Consider the following 1,164-nt stretch of genomic DNA (forward strand, 5'->3'; position numbering starts at 1 on the left):
TCGTGGAACACCCCTTCCCCCGGGGTGTTGTGGCGGGAGCTTCCTCCCCCCGCGATGGCGCCGGTACAGGCAACACAGTGGCAACCAGTCTAGGCGCTCGCCATCAGCCGAATAACCCCGCTTCGCGCATAGCTCCTATGGCAAAGGCGCATGCCCGCCCTGCACGCCGAACTGCGACTGGCGCCAGAGCTCGAACACCCGGTTGCGCAACCAGCGGTGCTCGGCCGAGGCCTGCAGGCGCTGGTGCCACACCACCCAGTAGCGCTGGGTATGCTCGACGAAGCCCAACGGTCGCCAGGCCAGCCCATGCAGGCGGGCCAGCTGGCGGGCGATATGCTCGGGCACCGTGGCCAGCGCCTGGCCGTTGCCGATCACCGGCACCATGGCACTGAAGAACGGCACCTCCAGGCTGATCCGCCGCTGCCGGCCCTGGGCGCGCAGGTGGCGGTCGATGAAGCTGTCCTTGTCGCCGCCGCCGGACACCCGCACGTGCTTGCAGGCCAGGTAGTCGTCCTGGCTCAGTGCGGCCTGCGTGGTGAGCGGGTGATCATGGCGCATCAGGCACACCGCGCGGTCCTCGCCGAGCAGGCGGCCGTGCAGGTTGGGCGGCGATTCGTCGAACAGCGTGGTGGCCAGGTCGATCTCGCCACTGGCGAGCAAGGCGTATTGCCCGGCCTGCCAGGTGCGGTACTCCAGCGACACCCCCGGCGCCTCCTGCTCAAGCGCCGCCACCAACTGCGGCAGCATGTGTTCGGCCACGTAGTCCGAGGCCGCCAGGCAGAAGCGTCGCTCGCAGCGGGCCGGGTCGAAGGCCGCCGGTTGGCGCAGGGCATTGAGTTCTTCGAGCACCTGGCGCAGCGGCTCCACCAGCGCCTCGGCGTGCTCGCTGAGCACGTAGCCACGGCCCTGGCGCACCAGCAGCGGGTCGTCGAAGGCTTCGCGCAGGTGTGCCAGCTGGCGGCTCAGTGCGGGCTGGCTGCAGCCCAGGCGCTCGGCGGCATGGCTGAGGTTCTTCAGCTGCAAGAGGCAGTCGAGGGTGCGCAGGTGGGCGAGGCTGAGGGAGGCGAAGGTGGGGGTCATGCTAGCTGTCCAAAAAAATCGCGGGGGAAAAAAACCCCCCCAAATTTAAAACGGGAACCGGACTTCCCCTCAAGGGTGTTGCCC

The 1,164-nt window shown here is 68.6% G+C and carries 1 protein-coding gene; it reads right to left on the reverse strand.

Features of this window, described 5'->3' with window-relative positions; translation table 11 throughout:
• Positions 1-135 precede the first annotated feature (135 nt).
• A complete protein-coding gene (locus ACO6VM_RS22090) occupies positions 136-1,080 on the reverse strand; it encodes a LysR family transcriptional regulator (protein ID WP_401057115.1) in 945 nt (314 codons plus the stop codon).
• Positions 1,081-1,164 lie beyond the last annotated feature (84 nt).

Origin of the sequence: Pseudomonas sp. GZD-209, assembly GCF_049310485.1 — a bacterium.
GTDB classification, from domain to species: domain Bacteria; phylum Pseudomonadota; class Gammaproteobacteria; order Pseudomonadales; family Pseudomonadaceae; genus Aquipseudomonas; species Aquipseudomonas sichuanensis.